The 23929-nt window shown below is 63.7% G+C and carries 28 protein-coding genes; 13 read left to right on the top strand and 15 right to left on the bottom strand.

What is annotated here, in order from left to right; translation table 11 throughout:
- Positions 1 to 238 precede the first annotated feature (238 nt).
- From EB230_RS05190 to EB230_RS05205, 4 genes are all read right to left on the bottom strand, one after another.
- Entirely contained in the window at positions 239 to 1216 is a 978-nt protein-coding gene (locus EB230_RS05190; protein WP_246738976.1) for a type II CAAX endopeptidase family protein, read from the bottom strand.
- A gap of 160 nt (positions 1217 to 1376) precedes the next feature.
- Complete coding sequence (locus EB230_RS05195; RefSeq protein WP_172371693.1) at positions 1377 to 1982, bottom strand: DUF1236 domain-containing protein; 606 nt, start codon at positions 1980 to 1982, stop codon at positions 1377 to 1379.
- 63 nt (positions 1983 to 2045) lie between these two features.
- Entirely contained in the window at positions 2046 to 3143 is a 1098-nt protein-coding gene (locus tag EB230_RS05200) for a putative zinc-binding metallopeptidase (protein WP_172371695.1), read from the bottom strand.
- Between the two features lie 91 nt (positions 3144 to 3234).
- On the bottom strand, positions 3235 to 3399 hold the full coding sequence (locus EB230_RS05205) for a hypothetical protein (protein WP_172370950.1): 165 nt from the start codon (positions 3397 to 3399) through the stop codon (positions 3235 to 3237).
- A 188-nt stretch (positions 3400 to 3587) separates the two neighbouring features.
- On the opposite strand from EB230_RS05205, the gene EB230_RS05210 reads away from it, so the two are divergent.
- A complete protein-coding gene (locus EB230_RS05210; protein ID WP_056576392.1) occupies positions 3588 to 4385 on the top strand; it encodes a lytic transglycosylase domain-containing protein in 798 nt (265 codons plus the stop codon).
- 165 nt (positions 4386 to 4550) lie between these two features.
- On the opposite strand, the gene EB230_RS05215 is transcribed toward EB230_RS05210, so the two are convergent.
- Together EB230_RS05215 and EB230_RS05220 are read right to left on the bottom strand one after the other, a co-directional pair.
- Complete coding sequence (locus tag EB230_RS05215) at positions 4551 to 5069, bottom strand: hypothetical protein (RefSeq protein WP_172371697.1); 519 nt, start codon at positions 5067 to 5069, stop codon at positions 4551 to 4553.
- A 2-nt stretch (positions 5070 to 5071) separates the two neighbouring features.
- Entirely contained in the window at positions 5072 to 6295 is a 1224-nt protein-coding gene (locus EB230_RS05220) for an argininosuccinate synthase (protein WP_172371699.1), read from the bottom strand.
- 268 nt (positions 6296 to 6563) lie between these two features.
- Here EB230_RS05220 and EB230_RS05225 point away from each other — a divergent pair, with 268 nt between their 5' ends.
- From EB230_RS05225 to EB230_RS05265, 9 genes are all read left to right on the top strand, one after another.
- Entirely contained in the window at positions 6564 to 8648 is a 2085-nt protein-coding gene (locus EB230_RS05225; protein WP_246738917.1) for a bifunctional diguanylate cyclase/phosphodiesterase, read from the top strand.
- Between the two features lie 494 nt (positions 8649 to 9142).
- A complete protein-coding gene (locus tag EB230_RS05230; RefSeq protein WP_244494119.1) occupies positions 9143 to 9991 on the top strand; it encodes an amino acid ABC transporter permease in 849 nt (282 codons plus the stop codon).
- Positions 9988 to 10752, top strand: coding sequence for an amino acid ABC transporter ATP-binding protein (locus EB230_RS05235; protein WP_172371703.1), 765 nt, complete (start codon positions 9988 to 9990; stop codon positions 10750 to 10752). The genes EB230_RS05230 and EB230_RS05235 overlap by 4 nt, the downstream gene beginning before the upstream one ends.
- Positions 10753 to 10790: 38 nt before the next feature.
- A complete protein-coding gene (locus tag EB230_RS05240; RefSeq protein ID WP_172371704.1) occupies positions 10791 to 11654 on the top strand; it encodes an ABC transporter substrate-binding protein in 864 nt (287 codons plus the stop codon).
- A gap of 7 nt (positions 11655 to 11661) precedes the next feature.
- Positions 11662 to 12489 (top strand): GntR family transcriptional regulator, encoded by an 828-nt coding sequence (locus EB230_RS05245; RefSeq protein ID WP_172371705.1) that lies wholly within the window; start codon positions 11662 to 11664, stop codon positions 12487 to 12489.
- Positions 12486 to 13226, top strand: a complete 741-nt coding sequence (locus tag EB230_RS05250) for a BtpA/SgcQ family protein (protein WP_172371706.1) — start codon at positions 12486 to 12488, stop codon at positions 13224 to 13226. Before EB230_RS05245 ends, EB230_RS05250 begins: the two co-directional genes overlap by 4 nt.
- Positions 13223 to 13741 carry an ureidoglycolate lyase gene (locus tag EB230_RS05255; protein ID WP_056574485.1) on the top strand — a complete coding sequence of 173 codons (519 nt, stop codon included), beginning with the start codon at positions 13223 to 13225 and terminating at the stop codon, positions 13739 to 13741. The genes EB230_RS05250 and EB230_RS05255 overlap by 4 nt, the downstream gene beginning before the upstream one ends.
- Entirely contained in the window at positions 13738 to 14676 is a 939-nt protein-coding gene (locus EB230_RS05260; RefSeq protein WP_172371707.1) for a carbohydrate kinase family protein, read from the top strand. The genes EB230_RS05255 and EB230_RS05260 overlap by 4 nt, the downstream gene beginning before the upstream one ends.
- Positions 14677 to 14905: 229 nt before the next feature.
- Complete coding sequence (locus EB230_RS05265) at positions 14906 to 15547, top strand: LysE family translocator (protein WP_056574492.1); 642 nt, start codon at positions 14906 to 14908, stop codon at positions 15545 to 15547.
- Here the strand turns inward: EB230_RS05265 and EB230_RS05270 are convergent.
- From EB230_RS05270 to rlmN, 4 genes are read right to left on the bottom strand one after another with little or no spacing between them, the layout of a single operon-like run.
- Positions 15519 to 15995, bottom strand: a complete 477-nt coding sequence (locus tag EB230_RS05270) for a hypothetical protein (protein WP_056574497.1) — start codon at positions 15993 to 15995, stop codon at positions 15519 to 15521. The two genes, EB230_RS05265 and EB230_RS05270, sit on opposite strands and share 29 nt — an antisense overlap.
- Complete coding sequence (locus tag EB230_RS05275; RefSeq protein ID WP_056574500.1) at positions 15992 to 16441, bottom strand: hypothetical protein; 450 nt, start codon at positions 16439 to 16441, stop codon at positions 15992 to 15994. Before EB230_RS05275 ends, EB230_RS05270 begins: the two co-directional genes overlap by 4 nt.
- A complete protein-coding gene (locus tag EB230_RS05280; RefSeq protein WP_155772497.1) occupies positions 16438 to 16875 on the bottom strand; it encodes a hypothetical protein in 438 nt (145 codons plus the stop codon). Before EB230_RS05280 ends, EB230_RS05275 begins: the two co-directional genes overlap by 4 nt.
- Positions 16872 to 18104 (bottom strand): 23S rRNA (adenine(2503)-C(2))-methyltransferase RlmN, encoded by a 1233-nt coding sequence (gene rlmN, locus EB230_RS05285; RefSeq protein WP_172371708.1) that lies wholly within the window; start codon positions 18102 to 18104, stop codon positions 16872 to 16874. Before rlmN ends, EB230_RS05280 begins: the two co-directional genes overlap by 4 nt.
- 358 nt (positions 18105 to 18462) lie before the next feature.
- On the opposite strand from rlmN, the gene EB230_RS05290 reads away from it, so the two are divergent.
- Positions 18463 to 18762 carry a hypothetical protein gene (locus tag EB230_RS05290; protein WP_056574509.1) on the top strand — a complete coding sequence of 100 codons (300 nt, stop codon included), beginning with the start codon at positions 18463 to 18465 and terminating at the stop codon, positions 18760 to 18762.
- Positions 18763 to 19017: 255 nt separating this feature from the next.
- Positions 19018 to 20373 carry a chloride channel protein gene (locus EB230_RS05295; protein ID WP_172371709.1) on the top strand — a complete coding sequence of 452 codons (1356 nt, stop codon included), beginning with the start codon at positions 19018 to 19020 and terminating at the stop codon, positions 20371 to 20373.
- A gap of 56 nt (positions 20374 to 20429) precedes the next feature.
- On the opposite strand, the gene EB230_RS05300 is transcribed toward EB230_RS05295, so the two are convergent.
- From EB230_RS05300 to EB230_RS05310, 3 genes are all read right to left on the bottom strand, one after another.
- Complete coding sequence (locus EB230_RS05300) at positions 20430 to 20933, bottom strand: invasion associated locus B family protein (RefSeq protein WP_065005469.1); 504 nt, start codon at positions 20931 to 20933, stop codon at positions 20430 to 20432.
- Between the two features lie 275 nt (positions 20934 to 21208).
- Positions 21209 to 21571, bottom strand: a complete 363-nt coding sequence (locus tag EB230_RS05305) for a YkvA family protein (RefSeq protein ID WP_056574518.1) — start codon at positions 21569 to 21571, stop codon at positions 21209 to 21211.
- Positions 21572 to 21709: 138 nt separating this feature from the next.
- Positions 21710 to 22006: a 4a-hydroxytetrahydrobiopterin dehydratase gene (locus tag EB230_RS05310; protein WP_081295064.1), complete on the bottom strand. Its 297-nt coding sequence runs from the start codon at positions 22004 to 22006 to the stop codon at positions 21710 to 21712.
- Positions 22007 to 22110: 104 nt separating this feature from the next.
- On the opposite strand from EB230_RS05310, the gene EB230_RS05315 reads away from it, so the two are divergent.
- Positions 22111 to 22626 carry a low molecular weight protein-tyrosine-phosphatase gene (locus tag EB230_RS05315; RefSeq protein ID WP_172371710.1) on the top strand — a complete coding sequence of 172 codons (516 nt, stop codon included), beginning with the start codon at positions 22111 to 22113 and terminating at the stop codon, positions 22624 to 22626.
- Here EB230_RS05315 and thpR read toward each other — a convergent pair.
- Positions 22530 to 23126: an RNA 2',3'-cyclic phosphodiesterase gene (thpR, locus tag EB230_RS05320; protein WP_056574530.1), complete on the bottom strand. Its 597-nt coding sequence runs from the start codon at positions 23124 to 23126 to the stop codon at positions 22530 to 22532. The two genes, EB230_RS05315 and thpR, sit on opposite strands and share 97 nt — an antisense overlap.
- 127 nt (positions 23127 to 23253) lie before the next feature.
- Entirely contained in the window at positions 23254 to 23898 is a 645-nt protein-coding gene (locus EB230_RS05325; RefSeq protein WP_172371711.1) for an arylesterase, read from the bottom strand.
- Positions 23899 to 23929: the final 31 nt, after the last annotated feature.

Raw genomic sequence — 23929 nt, forward strand, 5'->3', positions numbered from 1 at the left:
CGTTCGCGCCAACTGTCCAAGCAAAAGCAAAGCCCAAAACCAAAAAGCACCCGGGGGCGCACAGCGCTGCCGGGTGTTGGCCTCCAGGATCTGTTTACAGCACTTGGCCTCAAAGAGGCTTCGGCGTCCTGGTCGGCTTGCTCGGAGGGATACTCGTCGCGGAATTCGAGGCGTGTAGACAGGAAATCGGCCGCGGAGTCAAGACAAGGGCCGGCTCGCGCCGTTCCTCGCGCCCCAATCAGCCTGCCTTCGCGCCGCTCGGGAGCTCGGCCGTGACCTTCAGCGGCGAGCGGGAATGCAGCAGCAACACGATCGTCAGCAGGCTGCAGGCGATGCCGATAAGGGCGATGAGAATGGCATCCGACGTCATCCAGCCGGGGCCTTCGAGCGGCCTCGCGGTGAACAGGGCAAAGGAGTTGTAGCTCTCCTGATGCGAGATCAGCAGGAAGCCGGTCAGATTGTTGCCGAGATGGGCGCCCAGCGCCGCACCGAGGTTGCCCGTGGCGTAGACCACGAGCGTCAGAAGCAGCGCGAAGGCCGCGATCGAGACCAGCACGCAAGCGTTGATGGCGAGCGACGAAGCGCTGCTCCAGTGCAGCGAGGTGAACAGCAGGCCCGGCAGCATCGCCCAGATGAGCGGGCTCCTGAACCGGTTGGCCAGGCCACGCAGCAGGTAGCCGCGAAACAGCACCTCCTCCGACGAGGTCTGCAGCAAAGTGAGCGCGACGATCGGGATCACAAACAGCAGCCAGGAGGACAGGCTGATCGTGCCACGCGCGATCTCCGGCTGCAGCAAATAGAGCAGGATTTCGGATAGGGCCGAGGTGATCAGCACCGCGACCAGTCCCTTGAGGAAGTCCGGCCACGAGACGCGCCGGCTGACGCCAAGCAGCGCCGACAGCGGTTCGCCATGCACCCAGCGCATGGCGATCCACAGGCCGATCCAGATGCCGGCGAAGGAGGCGAGGGCGCTGAGGATGCCGATCGGCGAAGCGAGGAAATCCTGCATGCCGGACGGCGAAGCAGCCGTCTGCCAGGCGAAGTAGGCATAGGTGCCGCCGAACAGCACGGCCGCGGTGGTGACGGCCCAAAGCAGGACGACGACCAGCGTTCCGAGGAAGAGACGCAACAAGGTCGTCCTTACGTTCGGCGAGTGCCGGTAGCGTTCGAAGGCAGTGTCGTCGATCGTCACGCTCGGTCCCTCGCCCGAATCCATCATCTCCTGATCTAGCCGATGGGTTCGGAAATCGGAATCGCAATTCGTCAGGGATCAATGCGCAAGTAGACACATCGCGGCACCCAGGCGTTGCTCGGGTGCCGCGGGATCGACGGTCCCAGGTGTCGCCAGCGGCCGCTTGGGCGACCGCTGGTTTGCGTCAACGCACCACGTACATGATGCGCCGCGTCTGCGGATCGATCAGCGCCGGCTGGCCGTTCACATAGACATAGCGGTAGTTGTAGTCGGGAATTTCGCGCAACTCGACCGTGTCGGGCAAGGTGGCGCCGGTCACCACCTCGCCGTCGAGATAGACGGGGTCGAGGCGATGCGTATCGACATAGGTGCGTACCTCGGCCGGAGGCGGGGGAAAGGCGCCCTCGACCGGCTCGCCGGCGACGATCGCCCCGGTATAGTCGGTCGAATAGTCGCCGATGTCTTTCGGCGGCGAGACGACAGCAACGCTGGATCCATGCGGACGCTGCGTCAGCACCACCCGGGTGCCGCTGAAATCGGCCGTCACATAGTCGGAATAGACCCAGCCCTGGCCGCCGGCTTCGGCGATGGTGCACCATTTGCTGTTTTCGATGCAGCCGTTGAGCGTCGCCGACTGGCCGGCGGCGAGCACGCCGATGACAGGATATTGCGGGCCGGGGCCGGCGCGCACGTTGAGATCGGTGACGGCCGAGACGGCGGTGTCGGCAAAGGCGGCACCCGACATCACGGTCATCATCCCGGCGATTGCGGGAAACAATACGGATTTCATGGTTTCTCTCCGTTTTCATGGTCCCTCGGCGGTGAAAACGGGGCAGTCGCGCATGCGTTCCGGCTAAAACGCCGGCGTTACCTCACGATTTGTTCCCGCGTCTTTCGGCAGGCCGGTCAGAAGGTCGTGAACGAAGGCCAGTTTTCGCGCCGTCGTGTCCGAAATGACGAAGGGATAGAGATCGGGCAGACCCATGCAGCGGTTGATCGAATTGGAGGCCTCCGACAGCACCAGCCAGCGGGCAAGGATTTTCTCGAAGGGCTCGGGCGTGTTGGCGGGTTCCGACGGGGCCGCCTGCAGTTCGCCGCCCGTGTCGCCCCGCGGCAAATCGTTGGCCTCCACCGTCTCAAGCCGGCCGAGCGGGAAGTTCAGCGCATGGACCATCTCCAGCGTGTCGGTGATGTGCAGGTGGTGAGCCCAGGTTTCGGCCCAGTCCTCCCAGGGATGCGAGGTGGCGTAGGCCGAGATGTGGTCTTGCTGCCAGTCGGGCGCGGCACCATTAGCGTAGTAAGCCTTCAACGCCTGTTCGTAATCGGCGCGCTCGTCACCGAACAAGGCGCGGAAAGCATCCAGCCTCCGTGCATCGTCGCGGATCAGGCGATCCCAGTAGTAGTGGCCGAGTTCGTGGCGGAAATGGCCGAGCAGCGTGCGGTAATTCTCACCCATCTCGACGCGACGCTTCTCGCGCTCGGCGGAGTCGGCCTCGGCGACATTGAGCGTGATCAGGCCATTGTCATGGCCGGTGAGGATGCGTTCGCCGCCGGGCCCACCGCCGATCGGATCGGCGAGGAAGTCGAAGGCGAGGCCAGCCTCGTCCGTGGGTGCCTGCTTGGGCGCCACCGGCAGGCCGAAGGCGAGCAGCGAATAGATGGCGCGCTTCTTCGCCGCCTCGACCCGGATCCAGCGGCGGCGGTTGCCGTCGACGGAGAGATCGGGGATCAACTGGTTCAGCCGGCAGGCACGGCAAAAAACCCGCCCAGGCTCGGCCATCCAGTTGCAGGCGCATTCATCGGCATTGATGCACTGAAAGGTGCCGTCCGCGCCCGACAGGGCAAAGCGGGCGTCCTCGGGATCGTAGAGCACGAGGCTTCCGCAGTTCAGGCACTGCGCATTCTCGAAATAGAGACGGTGGCCGCAATGCGGGCAGTCGAAGAGTTTCATGTCTGTCTCGATTCATCAGAGTAGGCACGGTGTGCATGGCGGCCCGTGCCCAAACGCGAACCGCCTGCCGGCGTTCCGCATTCCATCGAGACTATTTCGCCGCAAGCTGGGCGACGACCTGCCTGGCCACCGCCTCGCCCGACCGCCGCGCGCCGCCGCAGGACTGTATCAGCGGTCCGGCGACATGCCATGCGGTCCATGCCTCGAGCGGCTTGAAGGAGAGGCTCGCCGCCCGCACGGTCCTGGTCGCGGACAATCCGCCGAGCCGGCGCCGATGATCACGACATCAACGTCTTCCATGCTATTTCGACCCCGCCACAATAATCACTTGATCGTAAGCAAATTCCCCGGCATTCGCCAGCATCGCGCCACAGGACGGTGACAAAGGCGCGTTTCGCTGGCAAATTCCCGCCGGGACGTGAATCAGGCAACCAGGAGAATGACATGGCAATACTTGCCAAGGGTAGGATTTTAGCGGCCGCACTGGTGGCGGTGCTGGGGCTGGCGACGGGCGCGCAGGCGGCGGGGAGTTGCGGCAAGACCGGCGCCGGCTTCGATGCCTGGAAGCAGGATTTCGCCGCGGATGCCAAGGCCGAAGGTGTGGGCTCCAAGGGCCTGGCCGCCCTGGCCGGCGCGACCTACGCAACAAGGACGATCGCCGCAGACCGCGCCATTCACAAGGCTTTCAGCGGCTCGGTGGACGACTTCATGAAGCGCCGTGGCGGGGCGGCCATCATTTCCAAGGGCCGGTCGCTGAAGAAGTCGAACGCGGCGCTGTTCAACCAGATCGAACGGAATTATGGCGTATCGCCAGGCGTGCTGCTCGCCATCTGGGGCATGGAGACCGGCTTCGGCGCTTCCATGGGCAACCAGAATACGATCTCCGCCATTTTGACGCTTGCCTATGATTGCCGCCGCCCGGACTACTTCCACCCACATGCCATCGCGGCCCTGAAGCTGGTCGATCGCGGCGCGTTGACCTCCTCGTCGGTCGGCGCCATGCATGGCGAGGTCGGCCACACGCAGTTCCTGCCCGGAAATGTCCTGAAATATGCGGTCGGCAACGGAAACCTGCGCGACAAGGCCACCGCGCTGGCTTCCACCGCCAACTACCTCAAGGGTCATGGCTGGAGGGCCGGCGCGAGCGCAAGCGCCAATATGGGCGCGATTGCCGGCTGGAATTCGGCAAACGTCTATCAGCAGGCCATCGCCCGCATCGCCGACGCGATCGATGCCGACTGATAGAAGCCTCTGTTTCGAGCAAGAGCCCGGCCATGCGCCGGGCTTTTTGTTGCGCTGAACAGCAACGGGAATTCGGCCGAAGCCTCTCCAATGCCGTCATCCTCCGGGTCCGCGCTGCGTTGCCACGCTCCTTGCTCGGCCCGTTGAAGGGACCGATGCTGCCTGCTAATCGCCGACATCAATCACATAGGAGCAGCCGGCCAGCGTCTGGCCGGGATGGGTATCGACAGTCGACACATTGAGCGTGACGCGCGTGGAAAGGTTCACGCCGCCACTCTCCTCGGTGCTTTCGGCCAAGACTTTCTCGCCGAGGAATTTGTCTGGCGTCGAGACCGTCGCCGGGACATCGAGCCGCCGGGCGAGGTCGGGCGCGGCAATGCCGTCAAGCACGGCCATCGGCCCTGTCGCGGTGAAGACGATTGTCGCCGTCTCACGCCCGAAGACATGGACCGGAGCGGGCAATTCATACTGGCTGAGGAATGGATTGCCTGATGCAACCTCTTTCCAGCCCAGCTTCTCAACGGTCCCGGGGTCGCCGGTCAGCCAAAGGGCAAAACCGTTATAGGTCGGCACGTCGGCCCTGCATTCGATGAGCGCGGCGAGGTCGAGAGAGGCGGGATCGAAATCCCCGGCCGCCGCCGGTGCCGCCAGAAGAACCAGCGGCACCAGGCCGAGACGGCGCATGCCTATTTGTTGCGGTTGCGCGCGGCCAGCGTGCGCAGCCTGAGCGCATTGAGGCGGATGAAGCCGGCGGCGTCCTTCTGGTCGTAGGCGCCGCGGTCGTCCTCGAAGGTGACCAGCGCGTCGGAATAGAGCGTCTTCTTCGACTTGCGGCCGGTGACGATGACATTGCCCTTGTAGAGCTTGAGGCGCACCGTGCCTTCCACGTCTTCCTGGCTCTTGTCGATCATCGCCTGCAGCATCAGGCGCTCGGGCGAGAACCAGAAGCCATTGTAGATGAGTTCGGCGTAGCGCGGCATGAACTCGTCCTTGAGGTGCGCCGCACCCCGGTCGAGCGTGATCGATTCAATGGCGCGGTGGGCCACGATCAGGATGGCGCCGCCCGGTGTCTCGTAGACGCCGCGCGATTTCATGCCGACGAAGCGGTTCTCGACCAGGTCGAGCCGGCCGATGCCATTGTCGCGGCCAAGATCGTTCAGCGCCGCCAGCATGGTCGCCGGCGACAGCTTCTTGCCGTTGAGCGCGATCGGATCGCCCTTCAGGAATTCGATCTCGATCTCGGTGACCTTGTCGGGCGCGTCCATCGGCGAAACGGTGCGCTGGTGGACGAATTCCGGCGGCTCGCTCCACGGATCTTCGAGAACCTTGCCCTCGGAGGAGGAATGCAGAAGGTTGGCGTCGACCGAGAACGGCGCCTCGCCCCGTTTGTCCTTGGCAACCGGGATCTGGTGCTGCTCGGCGAAATTGATCAGGTCGGTGCGCGACTTGAACGACCAGTCGCGCCACGGTGCGATGACCTTGATGTCGGGGTTCAGCGCATAGGCCGACAGCTCGAAGCGCACCTGGTCGTTGCCCTTGCCGGTGGCGCCATGCGCGATCGCATCGGCGCCGGTCTCCTTGGCGATCTCGACGAGATGCTTGGAGATCAGCGGGCGCGCGATCGACGTGCCGAGCAGATAGGTGCCCTCATAGACGGTGTTGGCGCGAAACATCGGGAAGACGAAGTCGGAGACGAATTCCTCGCGCACATCGACGATGCGGATGTCCTTGATGCCCATCATCTCGGCTTTCTGGCGCGCCGGCTCCAGCTCGCCGCCCTGGCCAAGGTCGGCGGTGAAGGTGACGACCTCGGCGCCGAGTTCGGTCTGCAGCCATTTCAGGATGATGGATGTGTCGAGACCGCCGGAATAGGCGAGCACGACTTTCTTGACGTCTTTGGTCTTGGACATTTCTGCTCCGTCGATGGCGGACGCTTGGGCAAGGGCGTCACGGATTGTCGGAGCGCCTTTTAGCAGGAACGGCAAAGCGAGCAAGCGCGCGCGGCGCCAGACTGCTGATCCAGCGCACGACAGGCGCCAACTCTTCGGGATCAGGCCCCGGGGAAACAACCTGCTACAATCGTGGGCTGCATTTATGCCGAGGATTTAAGCAAGTTTTCATGTCCTGCCGCTAAACCGGCCGCTCAATACGGGTGTCCTCGGGCTTGGACCATTCCTGATGCGCGTTATATCATGCATCGCCACGGAGCATAATCTGTGGCTCGTCCTGCTGGCGGCGCTGATGTGCGTCACCGGGTGCTGGGTGACGATCGGTCTCCTGGACCGCGCCAGGAAAACCGTCGGCGTGCAGATGCGGGGATGGCTGTTCCTGACCGCGGTCGCGGCCGGTTCCTCGATCTGGTGCACGCATTTCATCGCCATGCTGGCTTATCGGCCCGGCGCGCCGATCACCTTCGATCCGGCGCTCACCATGATGTCCCTGGTCATCGCCATGGTTGGAACCGGGGCGGGTTTCGGCCTTGCCCTGGACAAGAGCCGCGGCCTGGCGCCGGAATGGGGCGGATGCCTTGTCGGGCTGGCGATCTCGGCCATGCACTATACCGGCATGATGGCCTATCACGTGGCCGGCATCGTCGAATGGAACGGCTCCTATGTCATCGCCTCACTTGTCATTTCGTCGGTATTCTCCGCAGTGGCGATCGGCCAGGCGGTGCGCCGGCCATATCGCCGGTCGCACTATCTCGGAATCGGCCTTTTGGTGCTGGCAATCGTCGGCCTGCATTTCACGGCGATGGCGGCGGTGGCGGTGACGCCGCTCTCCTTCATCACCACGGGCACCAATCCCGATATTCTCGAAGCGATGGCCGTCGCGGTCGCCGTGGTCGGCATGATCGTCGCGGCCACCGGCTTCGCCAGCTATCTGATCGACGAACGCGGCCGGCTCGAGAGCTTCGAGCGGCTGCAGCATCTTGCGCTGAACGACTCCCTCACCGGCCTTGCCAACAGGGTCTCCTTCAACGACCGCCTCGACCATGAGATCGAGCGGGCGCGCGAGGATGAGGAGACGATGACCGCCGTCATCGTCATCGATCTCGACCGCTTCAAGGAAATCAACGACCTCAGGGGACACGCTGCCGGCGACCAGGCGCTTAAGATCATTGCCCGCAGGCTGGCGAAGCTGACCGGCGATGGCGAGTTCGTCGCCCGACTCGGCGGCGACGAGTTTGCCGCCATCAAGCGCTTCAAGGACCAGAACGAGTTGCTTGGCCTGGTGTCGCGGCTGGAAAAATCATTGTTCCAGCCCCTGCGGATCGACGATTTCGAGACCGTCACCGGCGCCAGCATCGGCGTCGCCGTCTATCCGCGTGACGGCGCCGACCGGGAGAGGCTGGTCAGCAATGCGGATCTGGCGATGTACCGGGCCAAGAACGACGTGACGCGGGCCGTCTGCTTCTACGAATCGGCCATGGACGAGACGGCGCGGGCGCGCCGGGCGCTGGCCACCGACCTTCGCCTGGCGGTCGAGCGCGGCGAGCTCTCGCTGCACTACCAGGTGCAGACCTCGGTTGCGACCGGCGCCACCTGCGGCTACGAGGCGTTGCTGCGCTGGACACATCCCGTGCACGGCATGGTCCCGCCCGCCGAATTCATTCCGATCGCCGAGGAGAATGGCTCCATTCTGCCGATCGGCGAGTGGGTGCTGCGCACCGCATGCCGCCAGGCGGCCTCCTGGGACAATGGCCACAAGATCGCGGTCAATCTGTCGCCGGTGCAGTTCGCCCATGCCGATCTCGCCAAGCTCGTCCATCAGATCCTGATCGAGACCGGCCTGTCGCCGAAGCGTCTCGAGCTCGAGCTGACCGAATCGACAATCGTCGCCGACAAGGTGCGCACGCTGCACGTGCTGCGGCAGATAAAGGCGCTGGGCGTGACGATCGCGATCGACGATTTCGGCACCGGCTATTCGTCGCTCGACACGCTGCGCTCGTTTCCGTTCGACAAGATCAAGCTCGACCGCTCCTTCATGGCCGATGTCGAGCGCAGCCCGCAGGCCAAGGCGATCATCCGCGCCGTGCTGACACTGGGGCGCAGCCTCGATATTCCCGTGCTCGCCGAAGGCGTCGAGACCCATATCCAGCTCACCATCCTGCAGGTCGAAGGCTGCAACGAGGCGCAAGGCTATTTCCTCGGCCGCCCCAAGCCGATCGATCAGATACTGCCCACCGGAGCGGGCCTCGACACCTCGAACGTTCCGCGCGCCGACCGGGAGCCCGGCAGGATGCGTCTGGCCAAGCGGGCATAGGGTTGGACCGCAGGTTTGACGGGGAATGATCGATAGGCTGCATCGGTCAGAATCTCGGTCGCCGTTCGCCCTATCTCCCAGCCAGTGCCTTTCTGGCGAGTCTCCCTTTCGGAAGCATCCTGGCGCCGCAATTCCATCCGTTTCGGATGACCCGCGCCTTGGGCCGGATTGGATGACCTCCAACTCCCTGGTTTGACGCCGTGCCGGACGGAAAGCCGTTTCACGCTTTCCCGGAATTGCTCCAGCGGCACGTCGCGTTCGAACGGGTTCATGCGGCACGTGCCTTAGATCTCCAGCCCTGAACCGCTGCCTCCCAAGGTCCGAGTGATGTCCCCGCGGCATGCTGCTTGCGCCTCCATAGCCGCTTGACAGTCGGCAAAGCCACATCTACAAAGTTGTAGACCTAACCATACATTTGAGCAATGAGCACGTCAAAACCCACCCTATGGCTGCAAGTCTCCGACCTGCCAGATCCCGATGCTCCGAGACGCCGGTTGGCCCATCCTGGCCGCTGGATCAGCGGTGCAATCGGGCTTTTGGTACTGGCATTGCTGATCCGCGCTTTCGCGATGGGGCAGATCCGCTGGGATGTGGTCGGACAGTTTCTCACCGCCCGCGTCATCCTCGTCGGGTTTGGCTGGACGCTGCTGATCTCGGCCTGCGCGTTGGCCCTGGGCATCGTCCTTGGATTGGGATTTGGCATCATGCGCACGGCGGCCAACCCGACACTGAGATTTGCCGCCTGGCTCTATGTGTGGATCTTCCGCGGCACGCCGGTGCTCCTGCAACTGTTGATCTGGTTCAACATCGGGCTGGTCTTTCCGCGGCTTTACATTCCAGGCCTTGTCGACGAGCGGATGGTTGACGTGGTGACCCCCTTTGTCGCCGCCGTATTGGGGCTTGGCGTCAATGAAGGTTCCTACCTAACGGAGGTCGTGCGCGGGGGTATCGGGTCCGTCGATCGCGGCCAGATCGAGGCGGCCAACACGCTGGGTATGACCCCTGGCCAGACGATGCGACGCATCGTCCTGCCGCAGACCTTGCGGTTGATCCTGCCGGTGTTGGGCAACAGCGCCGTCGGCATGCTCAAGTTCTCTTCGCTCGCCGCGACCATTGCGATGGGCGAAATGCTGAACGCCGCGCAGCGGATCTACTTCATCAATGGCGCGGTCATCGAACTGCTTTTCGTCTGCTCGATCTGGTATCTGGTCGGAACCACGCTGCTGTCGATCGGTCAATTCTATCTGGAACGGCATTTTGGCCAAAGTGCCGTCAGCACCGGAAGCCGCAGGCAATGGTTCAAAACGCGGTCGCGGCCAGCGATTGCTTCGGGTGAAGCATGAGCCTCGCGATCAAGGCAGTCGGCATCCGCAAGCGGTTCGGTACACATGAAGTGCTGAAGGGGCTCGACCTGGACGTCACCTATGGCGAGGTGGTCTGCATCCTCGGTCCCTCCGGCAGTGGCAAAAGCACGTTTCTGCGCTGCATCAACCATCTCGAGGTTCCGAACTCGGGCTATGTCTGGATAGACGGCTCGATCGTGGGGTACGAACTGCACGGCAAAGTGCTGCACGAGTTGCCGGTTCGCCGCCTGCGCGCCCAGCAGCGCCAGCTGGGCATGGTGTTCCAGCACTTCAACCTGTTCGCCCACCGCACGGTGCTGGGCAATGTCATCGAAGGGCCCATGATTGTACGGGGCCTGCGCCGTGCCGAGGCAGAGAAACGCGCCATGGAGCTCCTGCATCAGGTCGGCATGGCCAACCGGGCATCGAGCTACCCCTCGCAGCTTTCGGGCGGACAGAAGCAGCGCGTCGCCATTGCGCGCGCGCTTGCGATGGAGCCCCGCGTGATGCTCTTCGACGAACCGACCAGCGCGCTCGACCCCGAACTCGTGGGCGAGGTGCTGGAGGTGATGCGCGGCCTCGCCAAGGGCGGCACCACCATGATCGTCGTCACACACGAAATCGGCTTTGCCCGCGAGGTCGCCGACCGCGTTCTGGTGATGATCGACGGCGAGATTCGGGAAATGGGAAAACCCGAACAGGTTCTGAGCAACCCCGGTGATCCGCGCGTCAGAACATTCCTCAGCCGCGTGCTGTCCTGAGACAGGGCGCGCAAATCTTCACAATGGGAGAACTAAAAATGACACGGACGTTTTCGCTGGTTCAGCGCCTTGCCTCGGTGGCGCTTCTGGGCTTGGCTGTGTGCAGCCCTGCCCGCGCCGCAACCGATGAAGCCGCGGCCGCCAAGCTGCCGGATGCCGTGCGCAGCGCCGGCAAACTCAACGTCACTATCAGCCTTGCCTACCCGCCGATGGAATACAATGATGCCGGCTCGACCGATCTCAAGGGCTTCGATATCGATCTGGCAAAGTCAATCGCCGATCGGCTCGGCCTGAAGATCGAGTTCCAGAATGTCGAGTTCCCGCAGCTCATCCCGCAGGTCGTCACAGGCCGATCGGACATCATCATGACGGCATTCTCCGACAAGGTCGAACGCCAGACGCAGCTGGATTTCATCGATTACTTCAAGACCGGCAATGTCTTCTATTCCGCCGCCGAACTGAAGGACACGATCAAGGCCGAGTCGGATCTCTGCGGCAAGACCATCGCGGTCGCGACCGGCACCAGCTGGGTCACATGGGCCGAGGACCTGAGCAAGACGACCTGCGCGGCCGACAAGCAGATGAACGTCATCCAGATACCAACGCAGGCCGAACACATCATGCAGATCCGCCAGGGCCGTGCACAGGCCTCGATCATCGGACTGGAGGGATTGCTCGATCTGATGAAGCAGGAGCCTGGCAAGTTCTACCAGATCGGCGCGGTTGGCGAGATCAACCACTATGGCATCGCGCTTGCCAAGCCCAACACGCAATTGCGCGACGCTGTCCAGGCGGCACTCAATACGATGAAGACAGATGGTACCTATGCCGAGATTCTGGATCGCTATGGCCTGAAAGAGGCTGGCGTCGAGGACTTCACGATAAACGGTGCAAAGAAGTAGAGGAACCATGCCGCGACCTGATCCGCACGATCCGTCCGCCACCGATCCTTCCCTCCAGACAGGCCGCCCTGAGGTCGACCTGTCACGGCTGCGGCTCGACACATATTCGGGGGAACAGCTCTACCGTCAGCTGTACCGAATGCTGCGGGCCGCAATTCTGAGCGGGGATATTGCCGAGGGTGAAGCCATTCCATCGGAAAACCAGCTGCGCGATCAGTTCGGCATAGCGCGAACCACGGTCCGCAACGCAATGACGCTGCTGGTGTCGGAGGGGTTGGTGCGGCAGATCCGGGGTCGTGGAACGATCGTCTCCCACCGGCCGGTCAGCCACAGCATCTGGAACTTCGGCAGCTTCACGGAACTGGCCCGCCGGCAAGGCCAACGTCCGGTCACCCGCACGCTGGAACATCAGGTAAAGGACGGCGAATTGCATCTGGTGCGTGCGCGCGGCCTCGCCAATGGCGAGGCCGTCACCTGGCTTAACGTGGATATGTCGTGGCTGAGTCTTGAACTCTATCCCGGCATCGAAAGCTACGATTTCGCGACGCAGTCGCTTTATGAGGTACTGCGTCGCGACTACGGCAGGCATCCAATGCGCTCGGAGCTTCTGCTCACGGTCGTGCCGCCCTCGGAGCGGCTGAAGGAGGTCTTCGCAACGGCAGCGGAAGTGCCGGGCTATCTCTGCGCCAGCGGCGACGTCCTGGACGGCAACGACCAGTTGGTCGAACGCACGTCGATCGTCTATTCGCCCGCCGTCCAGATGAAATTCGCAACGCGCTGGGGACGCAACATGGCGCAACTCCCCTCGGAGCGGAGCGCAGGAGACCAGACATGAGCCGCTTCGGCAAAACCTTCACCACCCCCAAGCCGATATTGGCGATGCTGCATCTCGCCGGCGAAGGGCGTCAGGCCAAGCTTGCGCAGGCCGAGGAAGAGGCGCGTATCCTGACCGGCGAAGGCGTGGATGGGCTGGTGGTCGAAAACTATTTCGGCGACGCGGACGACGTCGAGCGCGCGCTTGACCGTATCTGCGGACTGGGCCTGGGCGGCAAGATCGGCGTCAACGTGCTGCGCGACGACGCGTCGGCCTTTGCGCTGGCTGGACGCTATCCCGTCGATTTCATTCAGATCGATTCGGTCGCGGGCCATCTGCCGCCCGAAGCCGATGCGCCCTTCGCCGCGGAACTGGCGGCGCGGAGAGCGGCCGCTCCGGTGCTGCTGCTCGGTGGGGTGCGCTTCAAATACAAGCCTGTCCTATCCGGCCGGTCGGAAGCCGAGGATGTCCAGATCGGCGCTGCCCGCTGTGACGCGCTGGTCGTGACATCAAACGCTACTGGCGAGCCGACGGAGCTCGGCAAGGTGGCGAGATTTCGTGCCGCGACCGGCGGAAGTGTGCCGCTCTTGATCGGCGCCGGCATGACGGAGGCCAATGCCGCCGAGCAACTGGCGGTCGCCGACGGTGCAATCGTCGGAAGCTGGCTGAAACGCGATCACCGGGATACCGGCGCGATGGAAGCCGACCATGTCGTACGCTTCATGCGGGCCGTGCGTTCCCTGCGAGCCGCGGCATGAACAGGCAGGACCATGTCGTCGCGTGCCCCGCGACCGCCGAGGCTTTCGCGCGCTTCGGCACCGTCTATGACCTGTCGGGCGGCAGCGACCCCAAGGTCGTCTGGACGCTTGGCAATGGCTGGCAGGACGGCTTCACCCAGAAGCCGCTGATCGGCGGCAGCGGCCATCTTGGCTTGACCCGTGGCGGGGCCGCTCCCTGGCGTTGCACTGAGATGGAACGCCACCCGGGCACGGAAGAGGCTATCTTCTGCGCCGATGCGCCGGTGGTCCTGGCCGTCGCTCCAGCTTCCGCCATGCCGGCGCCCCACCGTGACGAGATCGAGGCATTCGTGATTTCACCCGGACAGGCAGTGGTGATGGACCGAGGCGTCTGGCACGATGCCTGCCGGGGCCTGACGCGCCCGACACCCTATTTCTGGATGGCGATCTGCGGGCTTGGCGCCAGTCCCTGGGTTCCGGTCGAAGGCGGGGCGCTTCTGGTCTGTGCCGACGCGAACCAGGTAACGCGTGCATGACGGCATTCTTCATCGGCGACGTGGCGCTCGACGAATACTACACCGCCGACCGCTGGCCGGGCCGTGCCGACAAGGGGATGGTCACCGAGATGCCGGCCGAAACCGGCGGTTCGATCGCCAACGCTGCTGTCGTCCATGCGGCCCTTGGCGGGGCGACAGAGTTCATATCGCTGTTGAACGACAGTCCGCTGTCGCGGCGCCTGATCGCCGATCTGCGCGCCAATGATGTCGGCGTGGCGCATATGCTGACCGATCCGGCCATTCCGGAATCGCGCAACCTGATCTTCCTGGTTGATGGCGAACACATCGTGCTGACTGTCGAGATGGGCCAGCAACCGATGTGGCTGCCAGCGGCGACCTTGGCCGCCCTGCGCGCCCCGGGCTTTCTCTACACAACGCTCTACCGTGCTCGCAGGCTGCATTGTCGGGTCGCCGGCGAGGTGCTTGCACAGGCAAGGCTGCTGGCTGACCTGCGTGAACACGGTCGCCGCACGATTTTCGATCTGGATGTCGGCGGCTGTACCAGGGAGGACCTGCCCTATCTGCTCGGGGCCGAAGCTGTCATCTTCAACCAGGTCGGCTTTCGCACAGCCTTTGGGCATGACGATCTGTCGCTCATTGGCGACTGGATGCGGGCCGCGGAGATCTCATGGGTGGTTCGCACCATGGCAGGCGAGGGAGCCGAGGCGAGCAATGGCGGGGCGATCCTTCGCACGCGCTTCTATCCGGTCGAGGTGGTCGACGTGACCGGTGCCGGCGACACGTTCGGCGGAACCTTGACCTGGTGCCTGTCGCGCGGACAGGTCTTCGCCGAGGCACTCGATTTTGCAGTCGCGGCGGCCTCCCGCTCGGTCACCATCCACGGGCCGCGGGGCGGCAAGGCCAGGCTTGACGAAGTATGCGCCTGGCGCGACAAGGCCCTTTCCTCAATCTGACTTCCGGCTGGCCTCGGGGGCACTTCGTTGTCTGCATCGATGGGATCCGGGGCGTGTCAGAGGCCGCACGTTTTGCCGTGGCTGGATCAATCCGCGATAAGCAGGGGATCGCCGCCATGTCTGGTGCCGGGGTGGCATATCCTGTATAGGCGTTGCGTTTCATCTGTTTGACGCAATTCCCAAGGGAGAATGTTTCATACTTTTCCTGGAATTGCTCTTTGGGCCTTGCATGTCCTTCATTCCCGACACCACTACGCTGATCCAGTTCGCCATCGCCACCGTGATCCTGGCGATAACGCCCGGCCCCGACATGACCCTGTTCGTCTCGCGCACGCTGAGCCAGGGGCGCGTCACCGGCTTTGCCTCGATGGCCGGTGCGCTGTGCGGCACGCTGATCCACACCACGCTGGTGGTGGTCGGCGTCTCGGCGCTGATCGTCGCCTCGCCGATGGCCTTCTTCGTGCTGAAGATCTTCGGCGCCGGTTATCTCGTCTTCCTGGCCTGGCAGGCGATCGCCAAGGGCTCGGCCTTTTCGCCGGAAAAGAAGACGGGACCGCGGATCTCGCTGTTTCGCAGCTGGGCGGCGGGGCTCGGCGTCAATCTGCTCAACCCGAAGATCATCCTGTTCTTCATGACCTTCCTGCCGCAATTCGTCTCCGCGCATGATCCAAACGCGCCGGGAAAGCTGTTCTTCCTCGGCGCCATGTTCATCGTGCTGTCGATCCCGGTGACGGTGCCGATGGTGCTGGCGGCGGAAAAATTTTCGGCGGCGATGAAGGCCAGCCCGCGCGTCACGCGGGTGGTCGACTATCTCTTCTCCGGCGTGTTCTCGGCCTTCGCGCTCAGGATCCTGACCGCCCAGGCGAAATAGGGGCGTCCTTCCACCAGCTTCCGGCCCAGCGCCCGGCGCTGAGCCAGTAGAAGATGCCGCCGACCATGCCGCCGCCGATGACGGCCATGATGGCGCTGGTGTCGGTCACGGCGAAGATGGACTCCTGGGCGTGATCGACCAGGCCAAGGAAGGCGCCCGCCACCACCGCACCGGCGAGCGCATAATACAGCCAGTCGCGCCGGCCGAGAATTTCGGCAACCAGGATGACGATCGCCGCCGGCATGAAGGCGAAATAGGCGACGAACAGGGCGACGAAGGGAATCGAAAAATACAGCGAGGCGGTTGCGGCCGGCTGCGCATGCTGCGGCGCATAGCCAAGCGAGGCCAGGAACAGGATGTTGAGGAAGGCGCTCGCCGCCAGCGACGCGACGGCATAGCCGAACAGGATGGTGGCAAGGCGCACGATATAGGCGACCAGACGGTTCATCCCGCATCTCGCTGCATGGGACGGCCAGACTTGCGCCCCGCCAGAAGCCAGTAGACCGACCCGGCGGCGGTGCCGGCGGTGGCCAGGAACCCGAGAAAGCCCGGATTGAAAACAAAGCCTCCAGCAGAGCCGGGAACAAGAACGCCAAATGCGATGGAGGTGATCGCACCCGTGACCGCGAAATAGAACCATCCTCGCAGCGACAGCCGTTCGGCAAGCAAGATCGCAGGGCCGACGATCAGCAGCGCGCAGACTGCCACGGTCAACACGGCGAGCGGGAACGAACCCAGCCAGTCGAATGTGAAGACCAGGGACCAGTTGCCGTATTCGATCCCTTCCAGAAGGGTGATCAGCAGCACGGGGACCAGGATTGATGTCAGCACAGCGGCGACATAACCGACTGCTATGGTGACGAAGCGCTTGAGCCCGGCGAGGGGACGGTTCATCGGGCTGTCCTGATGCGCGTGTCGCCCGGAAGCAGTCCCATGACCAGTCGGTAGACGGCGCCGCCCAGGCTACCCGCAACGATCAGGGCAATCAGCAAATCGAGCGCGGGCCGTGTCCGCGCCATCGGATAGATCTGCATGATCGCGAACATAACGGTCCCCACGAGGGCGCCGCCGAGGATCGAAAACGTCCACCCCCGGCGCTCGGTCAGTTCCGATACCACAATCAGCGGTACCGCGGGGAGCGCGCCATAAATGGCGGCTATTATCGTGCCAGCGACCAAGGCCACCAGCTGGTCTTTCAGATCGAAGAAAAGCCGGCCGCCGCGCCAGAAGATGGAAGCGTCTTCGTACAAAAGAAACACAAGGGGCATGACGAGCGAGGCTAATGCATAGGAAATGGCGACAGCCGCCAGTCGCCAAGAAAAGCTCACGCTTCGCCGTGCCCCGCGATCATCATGGCTTCCAGCGCCAGCCGGTCGACCTTGCGCATGCGCTCCGATTCCGACTTGAGCTGACCGCAGGCGGCGAGGATGTCGCGGCCGCGCGGGGTGCGGATCGGCGAGGCATAGCCGGCATTGTTGATGTAGTCGGCGAATTTCTCGATCGTCTCCCAGTCCGAGCACTGGTAGTTGGTGCCCGGCCATGGGTTGAACGGGATCAGATTGATCTTGGCCGGAATGCCCTTGAGCAGCTTGATCAGGCCCTTGGCGTCCTCGATGGAATCGTTGACGTCCTTCAGCATCACATATTCGAAGGTGATGCGCTTGGCGTTCGACAGGCCGGGATAGGCGCGGCAGGCGGCGATCAGTTCCTTCAGCGGATACTTCTTGTTGATCGGCACCAGCAGGTCGCGCAGATCGTCATTGGTGGCATGCAGCGAGATCGCCAGCATGACGCCGATCTCCTCGCCGGTGCGGAAAATCTCGGGCACGACGCCGGAGGTGGACAGCGTGATTCGCCGCTTGGACAAGGAAAGCCCGTCGCCGTCGGAGGCGATCAGCAGCGCCTTCTTCACCGCCTCGAAATTATAGAGCGGCTCGCCCATGCCCATCATGACGATATTGGACACCTTGCGGCCCTCGGCCGGCACGATGGCGCCGTCCGGCGTGTCGCGGTCGGGGAAATCGCCCAGCCGGTCGCGCGCGGTGAGCAACTGGGCGAGAATCTCTTCCGCCGTCAGATTGCGCACCAGCTTCTGGGTGCCGGTGTGGCAGAAGGAGCAGGTCAGCGTGCAGCCGACCTGCGAGGAGATGCAGAGCGTGCCGCGGCCTTCCTCGGGAATATAGACGGTCTCGATCTCGACCGGGCGGCCGGCACCGCGCGGCGGGAAGCGGAACAGCCATTTGCGGGTGCCGTCGGAAGAAATCTGCTCCTCGACAATTTCGGGCCGCGCGACGGTGAAATGCTTGTCGAGCGCGGCGCGCAGATCCTTGGAGATGTTGAACATGCCGGCAAAGTCGGAAACCCCGCGCACATACATCCAGTGCCAGAGCTGCTGGGCGCGCATCCTTGCCTGGCGCTCGGGCACGATGCCGGACGCAACGAGCGCCTCGCCAAGCTCTGCGCGCGTCAGGCCGATCAGCGATGGCTTCTCGGGCGCGGCACGGGCGCGCAACGCGTCACGGGCACCCTCGGTGGTGAGGTCGAAGGAAAGGGTCATGGTCGCACTGATATAAGCGGTTTGCGGCCGATTTCATCCATCGTGCCGGGAACTGAAGCGCGGCGCATAGCACAGGTTGAGGGCAGAGTCATGCGGTGGCGACCACAAGCCGAGCGGGCGACAGCGTTTCGATCGCGATGTCCTGATCGACAGACGGTCTCTGCGTCTGCACGGAGAGTTCATCGGATGAACCAGTTTGTCGCATCACGATAACCCGCTACGGCCGACTGGCAGCCTTGCGCCCAATCTTCCCGGCACGCGAGTGCCGATCACATAGTCGTGTTGACGTAACGATTCCCCTGCCGCCTTCGAAGGCTGAATGGGGCGACCATGCCCTTGCAAAATGGGAGTATGCTGAATGAACTCGATCAAGCTCGCCGTCATTGCCGCCCTCGTCGGCCTTTCCACCCCGCAAGCTTTTGCCGAAGACGCAATGGGCAAGATGACCATGATGAAAGGCGGGGAGGTGACGGCGATCATGCCGGACGGGCATATGGGCACCATGATGCCAGATGCAAAAATGGGTGCCGAGATGATGAAGATGGCCAAGCCGATCAAGCACTGCATGATGATGATCACCGATGCCAAGGGCAAAGCCTACATGATCGATACGTCGACCAAGAAGGCCCAGGCCGAATGTGAAAAAATGGCTATGTGAGACCTGAACCCGCAGGAACCCCTCCCGCCGGCAGGAGCTGGCGGGAGCATCCGCGCTCGGAATGTAGGCGCCAGCGCCGAACCTGGGGCCGCGTCCAGGACCAGCCTTCAAAACTTCCGCGCATGCAAACAGCCGCGATCCGCGGACGTTTGGCCGAGGCCCTGTTTCAAATAAGCGCGTGACAGCGACGTGATCCGACAGCCTTGATCGACGTGATGTGTATGCTAGGGCTGGGCCTCCATTGCGAGGACAGACATGGCCGGCATATCGCGAAAATATCCCATGCTGCGGCGCTCGCGCGCGATGTGGGGCTCGCGGCGCGTATGGCAGCCGCGCCTGGTGTTCTGGGCCGGCGCGGTCTCGATCGGCGTCATCAGCGTGCTGTTCGCGGTGCTGGCCGACAAGGCGCAGGTGCTGTTCCATGTCATGACCGGCGATGGCGGCGGCTGGCGCTTCTATCTGCCGCTCATGGTCACGCCGCTTGGCTTCGTGCTGTGCGCCTGGCTGGCCCAGGCTTTCTTTCCGGGCTCGCAAGGCAGCGGCATTCCGCAGGCGATCGCCGCGCGCCATTTGCGTGACGACGACGACCGCCACCACCTGCTCTCATTGCAGCTTGCGGCCGGCAAGATCGCGCTCACCATCGTCGGCCTGTTCTGCGGCGCTTCCATCGGTCGCGAAGGCCCGACCGTGCAGGTCGGCGCCTCGCTGATGCTGCAGGCGGCGCGCTGGGGCGGCATGGCGCAGGCGCGGGGCCTGATCCTGGCCGGATCGGCCGCCGGCATCGCGGCCGCCTTCAATACACCATTGGCCGGCATCGTCTTCGCCATCGAGGAAATGGGTCGCACCTATGAAGCGCGCACCAACGGGCTTGTGCTGACGGCGGTAATCCTGGCCGGCCTCGCATCGCTCGGCCTGCTCGGCAACTACACCTATTTCGGCATCTCCAGAGACACGATCTCGTTTGCCGCCGAGTGGCCGCTGGTGCTTGCCTGCGGCGTCATAGGGGGCGGATTCGGCGCGCTGTTTTCGCGGCTGGCGCTGAAGATCACGCGCCGGATCCGGCGCTGGCACACGCAGCAGCCCTTGGCTCGCGCGCTGCTGGTGGCCGCATTCTGCGGGCTCGGCGTGGCGGTGATCGGCATTGCGTCGGGCGGTCTGACCTTCGGCACCGGCTACGCGCAGGCGCGCGGCGCGGTGGAAGGTACGCCGCTGCCATCGTTCTTCTTCGTGGAAAAATTCCTCGCCGGGCTGCTGTCGATGGTTTCGGGCATTCCGGGCGGCATTTTCGCGCCCTCGCTGGCGGTCGGCGCCGGGATCGGCAGTTCGCTCGGCCTCTTGTTCGGCGCCAGCGCGGGAGCCGCCGCGCTGCTCGGCATGGCCGGCTATTTCGCCGGCGTGGTGCAAGCGCCGATGACGGCTTTCGTCATCATCCTGGAGATGACCGGCAACCACGACAATGTCATCGCGCTGATGCTGGCCTCTATGCTGGGCTACGGCACGGCGCGGATGATCTCGCACGAGCCGCTCTATCACGCGCTGTCGCGTGTCTTCATCGCCGAGGCGATCCGACGCCGGCGGGCGGAGGCGGAACCAGCGCAGGGCCATGGCTGAAAAGCAAAAAAGGCCGGGCTTTGCGGCCCGGCCTTCGTTTCAAAACTCGGCTTTGCCTATTTGCACTTGGCGATCGACGACAGCGCCGCCGAAATGCCCTTCAGCGAGAAGACATAGGAGGTGGGATTGCCGCGGCCGGATTTCGCCGTCACCTTCATGTCCGAACCGGTCTTCATGGCGGCGATCAGCACGGGTTCCTCGGCGGCGTTCTCGACCCAGGCCGACTTGCCGCGGGTGAACATCGAGAACGACTTCTTGTCGATGGTGACGGTTGCCTTGGAACCTTCCTGGAAATTGTAGCCGGCAATGAACTGCGGCTCATAGGATACCTGCTGGCCGGGCCGCTGGCTGACGAAGAAGAACATATCGCCATGGTCGAGCGTCGGCGGCTGCTTGTCGGTCGGCACGGTCAGCACGTAGCAGACCTTGCCGCCCTGCGCCTGATAGCTGTAGGTGCCCCAGGCATTGTGCTGGCCGATCTTGGTCGCCTGCTGCGCCAGTGCCGGCGCTGCTGAGGCCGCCAGGACCAGGCTCGAAACTAGTGCTGTCAATCCGCGCATCGTCTTTCCCGTATTCCAAATGGTGCGGAGGCGGGCCGCCTGGCGTCCTGCCGTCGCTTCATTTTGATTTAATCTGGGTTACCAAACGGTGAATTTCCCTCAACAAAAGGACGCTCACCCCAGGAAACCGCCGCCAATCCCGCGCCGCCGCCCTTGTCAGCAGCCGGCGCGACGTCCCTTCGGCGACTTGGAGGCCACGAAAGCGGCAAGAGTTTGACTTTTCAACCGGACCTGCGAAGGCCTCCATCCACAAGATGCGCGCCGCGTGCAGACGCTCAGCCCTTGTCGGCGATGGCGTCCTTGGCGGCCTGGCGATGCGCCGGCGTGATGTGGGCGCTGACGGCGGTGATCGCGGCGGTCAGCACGGCGATGTCGTCGGTGAAACCGAGGCCGAAGATAAAGTCGGGAATGAGGTCCACCGGCAGGACGAAATAGCCGAGCGCCGCCACCAATATGCCCTTGGCGCGCAACGGCGTGTTCTTGTCCATGGCGCAGTAATAGGCGGCGACGACGTCTTCCATGAAGGGGATCTGCCGGGCGGCCTTCTTCGCCGTGCGCCAGAATTTGTCGCGCACTTCACCCTCCCCGCCCAGCCTGTCGCCAAAGCCGAAGAAATCAAAACCGGGTTGTTGCGCCATCAATCACTCCTAGCGGGTCTCATGCGCATCCAGGCGCATGCCTCGCGGGGAAAATGTGGTGAAAGGTGAACCCGGGTGCAAGATGCGGGTACCGATTTGGGGTTCTCCGCTGCCTTGGCGGCTTTGCGATACCAGGCATCAGCCACCGGCAAAGCGGTTCATCTTCTTCGCCAGTTCGATGTCGAGTGCGGTTACGCCACCGGCGTCATGAGTGTTCAGCGTCACGTCCACGGTCTTGTAGACGTTCGACCAGTCGGGATGATGGTCCATCTTTTCGGCTGCCAGCGCGACGCGGGTCATGAAGGCGAAGGCTTCGGAAAAATTGTTAAAGACGAAGCCGCGCCTGATCGAGGCGCCATCCGTGGCCAGCGACCAGCCGCCGAGTTCGGCAAGGGCAGCGGTGATGGCGTCCTTGCTGAGTTTTTCTCTCGTCATGATGATTTCCCGTGCTATCTCGATTTTGACCCTCACCATACCGCAAGTCGCCCAAAAGTGTTTTGCGGTTTTGGGGTTCCAGATGCACAAACGGCGCATATCGAATGAGCATAACGCCCATAAATTCCATCCTTTTCGTCTGTCTCGGCAATATCTGCCGGTCGCCGCTGGCTGAGGGCGTTTTTCGCGCCGCTTGGGTCGAGCGCGGCTGGGGCCGCGATATCCGGCTCGATTCGGCTGCCACAAGCGGCTGGGAGGTCGGCTCGCCCCCCGATCCGCGCTCGATCGCGGTCGCTATGCGTCACGGCATCGATATTTCCGGACAGAGGGCGCGCAAGATCACGCCGCAGGATTTCTCCCGTTTCGACCTGGTCCTCGGCATGGACCGCTCTGTTGTCGCCGACCTCAAGGCGTTGGCTCCGGCCGCGCGCGACCGGGTGCGGCTCTTCCTGGAGTTCGCGCACGGACAGGCGCGCGACGTGCCCGATCCCTATTATGACGGGCCGGAGGCCTTTGCCGAGGTCTATCGCATGATCCGCGAGGCGTCGGAGGCGCTGGCGACACGGCTGGCCGCGCGGGCGTCGGCGCCCGACAGCGGCCAGGCCTCCTCGACGATATAGGGGCCGCCGCCGACCGAATCGCGCGACGACATCAGGACGAAGCGGCCGATACGAAACGGCAGCGTCGAGAAATTGCCGCGGGCCGAAAGATACTGGGCGACATCCAGCGGGCTCGAATTGCGCAGCCGCGCCAACGTCACATGCGGCATGAACTTGCGGGGATCGGCGGGAATGCCGAGGCGCTGGCAGATGCGGTCGATCTCGCCCTGAAGCCCGGCCAGATCGGGCGAGGCGGAAGCGCCGGCCCACACCGCATGCGGCTTCTTCTGGCCAAAGGCGCCGACACCGGACAGGGTCAGCGAGAAGGAGGGCCGGTGGACGCGGTCCAGCGCATTGGCGATCTCGTCGGCGACATGGCCCTCGACATCGCCGATGAAGCGCAGCGTCAGATGGTAGTTTTCGACATCGATCCAGCGCGCCCCGGGCAGGCCGCCCCGGAGCAGGGACAGCGAAAGGGCGGCGTCACGCGGAATTTCGAGGGCGGTGAAAAGACGCGGCATGAAGAGCCTCCCTTCCTCGAATCGAACTGTCATCCATAGCGAATCATCGATAGTCGAATGGAGCAAGAGGTTTATTGGTCACAGGCTTTGCCAAAAGTTTCCGCAAGGGAAAGCAATGTATCCAGCCTCATGAACCCCCCGGGACCACCGCCATGGTCTTCTCGACCGTCGGCAGGATGCGCTCGACCATCCGGTCAACACCGCCGGCGTTCGGATGCATGCCGTCCTCGAGCTGCAGGCCGGGCTGTCCGGCGACGCCGTCGAGGAAGAACGGATAGATCGCGACACCGTATTTCGCCGCCAGATCCGGAAAGATGGCGTCGAAGGCGTTCTGGTAGTCGGCGCCGAGATTGGGCGCGGCGCGCATGCCGGCGAGCAGCACAGCGATCTTGCGCTGTTTGAGCTTGCCGAGCATCTCGTCGAGGTTCTTCCTGGTGATGTCGGGCGAGATGCCGCGCAACATATCGTTGGCGCCGAGTTCGAGGATGAGCAGCTGCGTGCCGTCCGGCACCGACCAATCGAGCCGCGCCAGGCCGCCGCTCGTGGTGTCGCCGGAAACGCCGGCATTGGCGACGGTCACGTCATGGCCCTTGGCACGCAGCGCCGCCTGCAATTTGTCGGTAAAGCCTTGATCGGGCCCAAGCCCGAAGCCCGCCATCAGGCTGTCACCGAAGCCAACGATCTTGAAGGGCTCGGCACGCGCCGACGAAATGGCGCCGCAAATGGCGAGGAAAAGGACCAAGCCTGCGGCTATCTGGCGTTTGAAAGACATGCGGCAGGCCCCATATGACCAAGGAATTCTT

The sequence above is a fragment of the Mesorhizobium sp. NZP2234 genome (genome assembly GCF_013170765.1).
Classification (GTDB): domain Bacteria; phylum Pseudomonadota; class Alphaproteobacteria; order Rhizobiales; family Rhizobiaceae; genus Mesorhizobium; species Mesorhizobium loti_D.

Coding starts and splice junctions, on each gene's coding strand:
- EB230_RS05190 (WP_246738976.1), bottom strand. CDS start 1,216: ATGGATTCGGGCGAGGGACCGAGCGTGACGATCGACGACACTGCCTTC.
- EB230_RS05195 (WP_172371693.1), bottom strand. CDS start 1,982: ATGAAATCCGTATTGTTTCCCGCAATCGCCGGGATGATGACCGTGATG.
- EB230_RS05200 (WP_172371695.1), bottom strand. CDS start 3,143: ATGAAACTCTTCGACTGCCCGCATTGCGGCCACCGTCTCTATTTCGAG.
- EB230_RS05210 (WP_056576392.1), top strand. CDS start 3,588: ATGGCAATACTTGCCAAGGGTAGGATTTTAGCGGCCGCACTGGTGGCG.
- EB230_RS05215 (WP_172371697.1), bottom strand. CDS start 5,069: ATGCGCCGTCTCGGCCTGGTGCCGCTGGTTCTTCTGGCGGCACCGGCG.
- EB230_RS05220 (WP_172371699.1), bottom strand. CDS start 6,295: ATGTCCAAGACCAAAGACGTCAAGAAAGTCGTGCTCGCCTATTCCGGC.
- EB230_RS05225 (WP_246738917.1), top strand. CDS start 6,564: ATGCGCGTTATATCATGCATCGCCACGGAGCATAATCTGTGGCTCGTC.
- EB230_RS05235 (WP_172371703.1), top strand. CDS start 9,988: ATGAGCCTCGCGATCAAGGCAGTCGGCATCCGCAAGCGGTTCGGTACA.
- EB230_RS05240 (WP_172371704.1), top strand. CDS start 10,791: ATGACACGGACGTTTTCGCTGGTTCAGCGCCTTGCCTCGGTGGCGCTT.
- EB230_RS05245 (WP_172371705.1), top strand. CDS start 11,662: ATGCCGCGACCTGATCCGCACGATCCGTCCGCCACCGATCCTTCCCTC.
- EB230_RS05250 (WP_172371706.1), top strand. CDS start 12,486: ATGAGCCGCTTCGGCAAAACCTTCACCACCCCCAAGCCGATATTGGCG.
- EB230_RS05255 (WP_056574485.1), top strand. CDS start 13,223: ATGAACAGGCAGGACCATGTCGTCGCGTGCCCCGCGACCGCCGAGGCT.
- EB230_RS05260 (WP_172371707.1), top strand. CDS start 13,738: ATGACGGCATTCTTCATCGGCGACGTGGCGCTCGACGAATACTACACC.
- EB230_RS05265 (WP_056574492.1), top strand. CDS start 14,906: ATGTCCTTCATTCCCGACACCACTACGCTGATCCAGTTCGCCATCGCC.
- EB230_RS05270 (WP_056574497.1), bottom strand. CDS start 15,995: ATGAACCGTCTGGTCGCCTATATCGTGCGCCTTGCCACCATCCTGTTC.
- EB230_RS05275 (WP_056574500.1), bottom strand. CDS start 16,441: ATGAACCGTCCCCTCGCCGGGCTCAAGCGCTTCGTCACCATAGCAGTC.
- rlmN (WP_172371708.1), bottom strand. CDS start 18,104: ATGACCCTTTCCTTCGACCTCACCACCGAGGGTGCCCGTGACGCGTTG.
- EB230_RS05290 (WP_056574509.1), top strand. CDS start 18,463: ATGAACTCGATCAAGCTCGCCGTCATTGCCGCCCTCGTCGGCCTTTCC.
- EB230_RS05295 (WP_172371709.1), top strand. CDS start 19,018: ATGGCCGGCATATCGCGAAAATATCCCATGCTGCGGCGCTCGCGCGCG.
- EB230_RS05300 (WP_065005469.1), bottom strand. CDS start 20,933: ATGCGCGGATTGACAGCACTAGTTTCGAGCCTGGTCCTGGCGGCCTCA.
- EB230_RS05305 (WP_056574518.1), bottom strand. CDS start 21,571: ATGGCGCAACAACCCGGTTTTGATTTCTTCGGCTTTGGCGACAGGCTG.
- EB230_RS05310 (WP_081295064.1), bottom strand. CDS start 22,006: ATGACGAGAGAAAAACTCAGCAAGGACGCCATCACCGCTGCCCTTGCC.
- EB230_RS05315 (WP_172371710.1), top strand. CDS start 22,111: ATGAGCATAACGCCCATAAATTCCATCCTTTTCGTCTGTCTCGGCAAT.
- thpR (WP_056574530.1), bottom strand. CDS start 23,126: ATGCCGCGTCTTTTCACCGCCCTCGAAATTCCGCGTGACGCCGCCCTT.
- EB230_RS05325 (WP_172371711.1), bottom strand. CDS start 23,898: ATGTCTTTCAAACGCCAGATAGCCGCAGGCTTGGTCCTTTTCCTCGCC.